Source organism: Egibacteraceae bacterium (assembly GCA_035540635.1).
Classification (GTDB): Bacteria; Actinomycetota; Nitriliruptoria; order Euzebyales; family Egibacteraceae; genus DATLGH01.
The window spans coordinates 1-7,141 of the sequence record DATLGH010000039.1; the positions used below are offsets into that span (position 1 = coordinate 1).

Below are 7,141 nucleotides of genomic sequence, written 5' to 3' on the forward strand. Positions count from 1 at the left end.
ACGGCGCGCCAGCGTACCCGCCGGTGCCCGTAGCTCATCCCCGCGCCGACGAGCGCGGCGGCGACCGACTGCGTCATGGACACGGGAGCGCCGCCGTCGGCGCTCCCGTGTCCATGACGCAGTCGGTCGCCGCCGCGCTCGTCGGCGCGGGGATGAGCTACGGGCACCGGCGGGTACGCTGGCGCGCCGTGGGCCGCCTCGGCCTGGCGTGGCTGCTCACGCTGCCCGCGAGCGCCGCCCTCGCCGCGGCGGTGGCCCGAGGAGGTGCGCTGCTGTCGTGACCGACCACCAGCGGGTGCGGGAAGGCAGGCTGCGCCGCCTGTTGCGCGACCTGAGCGGCCGGGGCGACGAGATCTTCGTCACCCATCTCACCGGTCAGATCGACGCCACCCTCGAAGGGGTGCGCATCGCCCTCGGGGCCGTGGAGGGCGGGGACACCTCCACCGCGCGCGACCGCATGGGCGGGGTCGAGCACGAGGGCGACGACGAACGGGCCCAGCTCGTCGAGGAGCTCGCGCGCGCCCTCACCACGCCGATCGACCGCGAGGACCTCTTCCGGCTGTCGCGCTCGATCGACGACGTGCTCGACAACCTCCGCGACTTCACCCGCGAGCTCGACCTCTTCCGGCCCCGCGACCGCAACAGCCTCGCGCCCCTCATCGAGGCGGTCCGCGGCGGCATGGAGGCACTGCGCGTCGCCGTCGGCTACCTGGTCGAGCGCCCCGCCGACGTGGCCGACGCGAGCAAGAACGCCAAGCGCCACGGCAACGAGCTGCGCCGCCTGTACCAACACGCCCTCGCCGACCTCTACCGGGGCGAGCTGACGATCGAGACACTGAAGAACCGCGACCTGCTCCGCCGACTCGACGTCGTCGGGCTGCGCCTCGACGAGGCCGCGGACGCCCTGGCCGACGGGGTCCTGAAGCGCAGCCATTAGTGCTCCCCCGGGTATGGGGCTACCCTGACGGCACGACACCCCCTTTCGAGGAAGACTTCTCATGGCGGACCTGCCCGCTCACGACATCGCCGACCTCGGCCTCGCCGCGCGCGGCAAGGCCCGCATCGAGTGGGCCGATCGCTCGATGCCGGTTCTGGCCGCCATCCGGGAACGGTTCGCCGCGGAGCGACCCCTCGAGGGGCAGACCGTGGCGGCGTGCCTGCACGTGACGACCGAGACCGCCAACCTCGTGCGCACCCTCGCCGCAGGGGGGGCGAAGGTGACCCTCGTCGCGAGCAACCCGCTGTCCACCCAGGACGACACCGCCGCGGCGCTCGTCGCCAAGTACGGGATCGCGACCTACGCCATCCGCGGTGAGGACAACGCCTCGTACTACCGGCACATCGACACGGCGCTCGACGAGCAGCCCACGATCACCATGGACGACGGCTGCGACCTCGTGAACCGTCTCCACACCGAACGCCCCGACCAGACGGCCCGCGTCCTCGCCGGCACGGAGGAGACCACGACCGGCGTCATCCGGCTGCGGGCGATGGAGAAGGCCGGCGCGCTGCGCTACCCGATCATCGCCGTGAACGACACGCCGACGAAGCACCTTTTCGACAACCGCTTCGGCACCGGCCAGTCCACCCTCGACGGCATCATCCGGGCGACGAACGTGCTGCTCGCCGGCAAGACCGTGGTCGTCGCCGGCTACGGCTACTGCGGTCGGGGGGTGGCGAGCAGGGCTAAGGGCCACGGTGCATCCGTCGTCGTGACCGAGGTCGACCCCATCCGCGCGCTCGAGGCCGCGATGGAGGGCTACCAGGTCATGCCGATGGCCGACGCCGCCCCCGTCGGCGACGTCTTCGTCACCGTCACCGGGAACACCTCGGTCCTGCGGGCGGAGCACTTCGAGGTCATGAAGGACGGGGCGATCGTCTGCAACTCCGGGCACTTCGACGTCGAGATCGACATCCCCGCCCTCGAGAAGCTGTCCGAGGACCGGCGCGAGGTGCGCGACAACGCCGAGGAGTTCGTGCTCACCGACGGCCGGCGGATCGTGCTGCTCGCCGGAGGTCGCCTCGTCAACCTCGGCGCTGCGGAGGGTCACCCGGCCGCGGTCATGGACATGAGCTTCGCCGACCAGGCGCTCGCCGCGGAGTGGCTGGCGGCGAACGCCGCGACGCTCGAGCCGCGGGTCTACGACGTGCCGGTGGAGCTCGACGCCGACGTCGCCCGCCTGAAGCTCGCCTCGATGGGCAAGCCGATCGACACGCTCACCGAGGACCAGGTGCGCTATCTCGCGTCCTACGACGTCGGCACCTGAACCGCGTGGAGATCCTCTCGCAGCTGGAGGCGGTCCTTCGCGACCGCCTCCGGCAGCCGCCGCCCGGCTCGTACTCGGCGACGCTGCTCGCCGACCCGGAGAGGGTGGCGCGCAAGATCATGGAGGAGTCCTTCGAGCTGTGCCTGGAGCTCGGTCGCCGGGGTGCCGACGGTGCGGCGACCGACCGCCGGCGCGTGGCTGAGGAAGCCGCGGACGTGCTCTTCCACGTCCTCGCCGGAGTTGTCGGCGCGGGGGTCGGGTTGGACGATGTGCTGCGTGAGCTGGAGGCCCGGAGGCACTAGGTGGGCGACGAGCTGGTGATGATCGCCGTCCCCTCGAAGGGCAGGCTTCGGGACGCCTGCCTGGAGCTGTTGTCCAACGCCGGGTACGCGACCGGGATGCTGCACGGGGCGGGTTCGATCGCCCGGCTGAACGGCCTCGCCTTCGTCGAGATGCGACCCCGGGACGCGGCGGCCGCGCTCGGCGCGGGGCAGCTGCACGCCGCCTTCCTCGCCACAGACATCGTCGCCGAGTACGGCCTCGAGGGCCTTCCGGCGGCGCCGCTCGGGTTCTCGCGATCCGAGCTCGTGCTCGCGAGCCGGGACGACGACGGCCGCCAGAGCGTCGACGACCTCGCCGGCGCGGTCGTCGCGACGCACCTGCCGGAGGTCACGCGGCGCTTCTTCGCCGAGCGCGGCGTCGCGGTCACGGTCATGACCATGGGCGGGTCGCTCGAGGGCGCGTGCGCCGCCGGGCTCGCCGACGCGATCGTGGACCTGCGCGAGACCGGCACGAGTCTGGTGACGAACCGCCTGCGCGTGCTCGAGGTGCTGCGCCGTTGCGAGGCGCTGTTCGTCCGCCGTGACCACACCTCCCTGCTCGACGACTTCGCGTTGCGCCTCGACGCCGTGCTCGCCGCCCGCGCGCACCGCTACGTCATGCTCCACATCCCCCGCGAGCACCTTGACCGCATCCGCGAGGTGTTCCCCGGTCTCGCCGCCCCGACGGTGCTGCCACTCGCGGGGCGTGACGACCTCGTCGCGGTGCACTTCGTGGTCCGCCAGAGCCATCTGTGGGAGCGCCTGGGCGACCTCCGCGCGCTCGGCGCCACGGGCATCGTCGCCCTCCAGCCGCAGGCGCTGCTGCCCTGACGGCCCGCCCGTCGCCGCCCCGGCCCAGGGTTGCGGTTGACGGGGCACCGCATCGGTCCGGGACCCCACACCGGGGCTGTGGACGGAGCCGGGGGCCGGGGACGCGACGCTCGGTAGCCTCGGGCGATGGGCCTTGCCACGCGCGTCCTCGACCTCGTGCTGCCCGTGCGGTGCCCCGGCTGCGGGCGGCCGGCCCCGCCGCCCTGGTGCCCCGACTGCGGACGCGCCGCCGAGCGCCTGCTGCTCGCCGACTGCGGCTATGCCGCCCTCGACGAGGATGTCGTAGCCGTCGGCGTGTACGCGTACGCAGGGGTCGTCGCCGAGGCGGTCCGGGCGATGAAGGTCGGGGGAGCCTCCACCGCCGCCATCGGCCTCGGGCAGGTGCTGCGCGCGCGGGTGCGCCTGCCCGCACCGGCGGCCGACCTGGCCCTCACCTGGGTGCCCTCCACGCCCCGGCGGCTGCGCGAGCGGGGTGCGGAGATCCCCCGGCTGCTGGCCGGACCGGGGGCGAGGGGGCTGCTTCGGCGCGTCGGCGAGCGCCCCGACCAGACGGCCCTCGACGCGGCGGCGCGCCGGTCCAACCCCGCCGGGGCGTTCACCGCTGCGGGGCCGGCGCCGCCCGCGGTGGTCATCGTCGACGACGTGCGCACGACGGGGGCCACGGCGGTCGCCGCGGCCGGGGCGCTTCGGGTCGCGGGCGCCCGGCGCGTGCTCGTCGCGACGCTCGCCGTGGCAGGCCAGCAGGCCCGCGCGTCTACCCTCCCGAGCCCACGTACTCGAAGTGCATGCCGTCCGGAACGAGCCAGTCGCCGCCCCAGCTGAAACCCCAGCGGGCCATGGTCTCCACGAGCCGGGGGTCCTGCGAGGGCGGCTGCCCGTAGGCGTTGGTGGTGGCGTTGAGGTCGACGGCGATGCCCCATGCGTGGCGCGACAGGGCCGCGCCCGGTCGGATGAGGCGTGGCCCGTAGCAGCCGGCGTAGTCGCGGGCGTCGACGGTCCACGCGAGACCCGCCGCGACGAGCTCGCTCATGGCGCCATCGAGGGCCGGGAGAACCTCCCGGTGGCAGGCGACCTCGCCGAGGATCGGGACCTGCGCGGTCCGCACGTGCGCCTCCACCCATGCCGGGTCCTGGACGATCATGCGCCCCTCACGCGGCCGGAACGCGAACTCCCCGAAGCGCTCCTTCAGGGCGACCTGCGGGAGCAGCGACCCGCCGTGGCGCAGCACCTCCATCTCGCCCGGCCCGCGAACGCGGGCGGGCACGCTTCCTGCCGCGTCCCGGATCGCGTCCTCCGCGTCGCTCCGGTCACCCCCGTAGCGCAGCTTCACGAAGCGCTCCGTCCGCACGCCCGCCGCCGGGACGGGCAGGACGATCTCGGCGGAACCGACGAGCTCGTCGGCGACCACGCCGGCCACCGTGACGCGCTGCCCGGTGGCAAGCTCGAGGACGGCGCCCGGCCCGAGCCCGCGCAGCCGGGCGGAACGCTCGCCGAGCAGCGCCTGGCCCTCCTCGAGGACGAGGAAGGGCGCTCGCGCTCCCGGAGGGAGCACGCCGGCGTGCGCCCCCGGGTCGACGGCGAGGGCGTCGAGGGGGATGGTCATGCCGGCCGGTGGCTGGTCGACGGGGTTGCCGTCGGCGTCCCAGGAGGCGACGAGACCGACCGGGTCCCCGCGCACGGTGCTCGCGGCCGTGACCGCGTCGAGGTCGGCGACGCGCCCGGCGAAGCCGTCGGGCAGGCCTCCGGACGTCCAGGTGACGAGGAGGCCGGCGCCGCGGCCCGCGGACCCCGGCCCGCGATGCGCGACGGCCAGCGCGCCGAGGGCGGTGGTGAGCACGACCGCCAGCGCCAGCCCCGTGAGGCGATGGGTGTGCATGTCACCCACCCTGCCAGGGTGGGGCCCGGGTCGCTGCGGGCTTGCGTTGGGGCGCGGGGATCGTCACGATGCGCCTGATGGTTGCGCCAGCTGTGCCACGGCCCCGAGACGCCACGTTTCGGGGCCGTCGCGCGTTCGAGGGCGCCGCGCGTGGCAGGATCTTCGGGGACCGGGAGGTGCCGTTTGGACATCATCGTCAAGAGCAAGAACTGTGAGGTCACCAACCGCCTGAAGGAGGAGACGGTCTCGAAGATCGAGCACGCGACCCGGTTCTTCGACCGGCTCTCCACCGTCGAGGTCGTGCTACGCGAGGAGTCCAACCCCCGCATCGCCGAGCCGGCCGTCGTCGAGGTCACCGCCCGCACGAAGGGCCACCACATCCGCGCGGAGGGGTGCGCCGGGGACCACCGGGAAGCGGTGGACGTCGCCGTCGCCCGCTTCGCCCGCCAGCTGTCGCGCTACAAGGCGCGCATGGTCGACCGTCGCCGCGGCAAGGGGGCACAGGGGCCCCCCGCGCCCGCCTCCGGCGCCCTCCTGCCGACCGGGGAGCCCGCCGACGCCAACGGCTGGCCGCAACCGCGGATCGTGCGCACGAAGCGGTTCGCACTCCAGCCGATGCTCCCCGAGGACGCCGCGCTGCAGCTCGAGCTGCTCGGTCACGAGTTCTACGTCTTCACGAACGCCGCCACCGGCGGGTGCAACGTCGTCTACCGTCGCAAGGACGGCGATCTCGGGCTCATCGAAGAGGTGACGTGATGGCGCTCGGTAGACTGACCCGTCGGAGACGTCGAGGCGGGGAGAAGACATGACCGCAGCGGAACCCACCAAGGGCGAGGCGATCCGCGTGATCGTGGCCGACGACCACGCGGTCTTCCGCCGCGGCCTGGAGATGGTGCTCGAGTCGGAGCCGGACATCGAGGTGGTCGCCGAGGCGGGAGACGGCAAGGAGGCGACCGACCTCGCCGTCGAGCACATGCCCGATCTCGTCCTCATGGACGTGCGCATGCCCGCCCACGGCGGCATCGAGGCGACGAAGGCCATCAAGGACGCGGTCCCGCACTCGAAGATCCTCATGCTCACGATCAGCGACGAGGAGGAGGACCTCTACGACGCCATCAAGGCCGGCGCCAGCGGCTACCTGCTGAAGGAGATCTCCATCGAGGAGGTCGCCGAGGCGATCCGCAAGGTGCACGCCGGGCAGTCGCTCATCTCCCCGTCCATGGCCTCCAAGCTGCTCAGCGAGTTCGCCTCGATGGCGAAGAAGGACGAGCAGAAGCAGCAGATGCCGGCCCCGCGGCTGACGGACCGGGAGATGGAGGTGCTCGCGCTCGTCGCCCAGGGGATGAACAACCGCGACATCGCCAAGGAGCTGTTCATCTCCGAGAACACCGTCAAGAACCACGTGCGCAACATCCTCGAGAAGCTCCACCTGCACTCGCGGATGGAGGCGGTCGTGTACGCGGTCCGGGAGAAGCTCCTCGAGATCAAGTAGGGCGCCCGCCGGGGGCGGCCGACCGCGGTGTGGCATCGTGTCTAAGGAGCTTCTCATCCAGGGTTCATCGTCCTCTCGTGGAGCGGGTGCATCCTCGAGGGCGTGACGGAGAGAAGAGCGCTGGCCGGGGTGCTGCTCGTCGTGCTCGCTGCGGGCGGCTGGCTCGCGCTGTCGCTGCTCGGCGACAGGGGGCAGGACGACGTCGACCCCATCGACCTGCGCTCGACCCCGGCAGAGACCACCCCGCCGGCCGGGGAGCCCGACGAGCCGGAGGGAACCGACGGAGGGGGGGCGGGCGACGGGCCCCGGACGGACGAGGGCCCCGCTCCCGCGCCGGAGCGTGGGGACGCCTCGC

General features: G+C 73.3%; 10 protein-coding genes. 9 read left to right on the top strand and 1 reads right to left on the bottom strand.

The features are described 5' to 3' along the window. The 6 genes from VM324_06980 to VM324_07005 all read left to right on the top strand — a co-directional run. Positions 1–281, top strand: a 281-nt coding sequence (locus VM324_06980; GenBank protein ID HVL99017.1) for an inorganic phosphate transporter, incomplete at its 5' end; no start/stop codon positions are given. After that, positions 278–937 carry a DUF47 family protein gene (locus tag VM324_06985; GenBank protein HVL99018.1) on the top strand — a complete coding sequence of 220 codons (660 nt, stop codon included), beginning with the start codon at positions 278–280 and terminating at the stop codon, positions 935–937. The genes VM324_06980 and VM324_06985, both read left to right, overlap by 4 nt. A gap of 61 nt (positions 938–998) precedes the next feature. Further along, positions 999–2,267: an adenosylhomocysteinase gene (gene ahcY / locus VM324_06990; protein HVL99019.1), complete on the top strand. Its 1,269-nt coding sequence runs from the start codon at positions 999–1,001 to the stop codon at positions 2,265–2,267. A gap of 5 nt (positions 2,268–2,272) precedes the next feature. Next, entirely contained in the window at positions 2,273–2,569 is a 297-nt protein-coding gene (hisE, locus tag VM324_06995; GenBank protein ID HVL99020.1) for a phosphoribosyl-ATP diphosphatase, read from the top strand. After that, a complete protein-coding gene (gene hisG, locus VM324_07000; GenBank protein ID HVL99021.1) occupies positions 2,570–3,418 on the top strand; it encodes an ATP phosphoribosyltransferase in 849 nt (282 codons plus the stop codon). A 126-nt stretch (positions 3,419–3,544) separates the two neighbouring features. Further along, positions 3,545–4,240, top strand: a complete 696-nt coding sequence (locus tag VM324_07005; GenBank protein ID HVL99022.1) for a hypothetical protein — start codon at positions 3,545–3,547, stop codon at positions 4,238–4,240. Here VM324_07005 and VM324_07010 read toward each other — a convergent pair. Then, positions 4,173–5,294 (bottom strand): M15 family metallopeptidase, encoded by a 1,122-nt coding sequence (locus VM324_07010; protein HVL99023.1) that lies wholly within the window; start codon positions 5,292–5,294, stop codon positions 4,173–4,175. The two genes, VM324_07005 and VM324_07010, sit on opposite strands and share 68 nt — an antisense overlap. 183 nt (positions 5,295–5,477) lie before the next feature. Here VM324_07010 and raiA point away from each other — a divergent pair, with 183 nt between their 5' ends. The 3 genes from raiA to VM324_07025 form a co-directional block, all read left to right on the top strand. Next, positions 5,478–6,050 (top strand): ribosome-associated translation inhibitor RaiA, encoded by a 573-nt coding sequence (gene raiA / locus VM324_07015; protein ID HVL99024.1) that lies wholly within the window; start codon positions 5,478–5,480, stop codon positions 6,048–6,050. Between the two features lie 49 nt (positions 6,051–6,099). Then, positions 6,100–6,786 carry a response regulator transcription factor gene (locus VM324_07020; GenBank protein ID HVL99025.1) on the top strand — a complete coding sequence of 229 codons (687 nt, stop codon included), beginning with the start codon at positions 6,100–6,102 and terminating at the stop codon, positions 6,784–6,786. Positions 6,787–6,888: 102 nt separating this feature from the next. Beyond that, positions 6,889–7,141, top strand: a 253-nt coding sequence (locus VM324_07025; GenBank protein HVL99026.1) for a hypothetical protein, incomplete at its 3' end; no start/stop codon positions are given.

Coding starts and splice junctions, on each gene's coding strand:
- VM324_07005 (HVL99022.1), top strand. CDS start 3,545: ATGGGCCTTGCCACGCGCGTCCTCGACCTCGTGCTGCCCGTGCGGTGC.
- ahcY (HVL99019.1), top strand. CDS start 999: ATGGCGGACCTGCCCGCTCACGACATCGCCGACCTCGGCCTCGCCGCG.
- VM324_07010 (HVL99023.1), bottom strand. CDS start 5,294: ATGCACACCCATCGCCTCACGGGGCTGGCGCTGGCGGTCGTGCTCACC.
- VM324_07020 (HVL99025.1), top strand. CDS start 6,100: ATGACCGCAGCGGAACCCACCAAGGGCGAGGCGATCCGCGTGATCGTG.